This is a genomic window from Grimontia sp. AD028, assembly GCF_000973155.1.
Lineage (GTDB): Bacteria > Pseudomonadota > Gammaproteobacteria > Enterobacterales > Vibrionaceae > Enterovibrio > Enterovibrio indicus.
Genome location: NZ_LASY01000222.1, coordinates 1 through 299, shown reverse-complemented (window position 1 = coordinate 299; position 299 = coordinate 1). Strand labels below are relative to the sequence as shown.

Sequence of the window (299 nt, the reverse complement as noted above, 5' to 3'; positions counted from 1 at the left end):
TGGATGTTGTCGCCTGGCATTACCATCTCAACGCCTTCTGGCAGTTCGATAGTACCGGTCACGTCAGTAGTACGGAAGTAGAACTGTGGACGGTAGCCTTTGAAGAACGGAGTATGACGGCCGCCTTCGTCTTTAGACAGAACGTATACTTCTGACTCGAACTTAGTGTGAGGAGTGATAGAACCAGGCTTCGCCAGTACTTGACCACGCTCAACTTCGTCACGCTTAGTACCACGCAGCAGAACACCAACGTTCTCACCTGCACGGCCTTCGTCCAGAAGCTTACGGAACATTTCAAC

The 299-nt window shown here is 51.2% G+C and carries 1 protein-coding gene; it reads right to left on the bottom strand.

Features of this window, described 5'->3' with window-relative positions; translation table 11 throughout:
• A partial coding sequence (locus RN22_RS24410; protein WP_046308541.1) for an EF-Tu/IF-2/RF-3 family GTPase occupies positions 1-299 on the bottom strand: 299 nt, incomplete at both ends.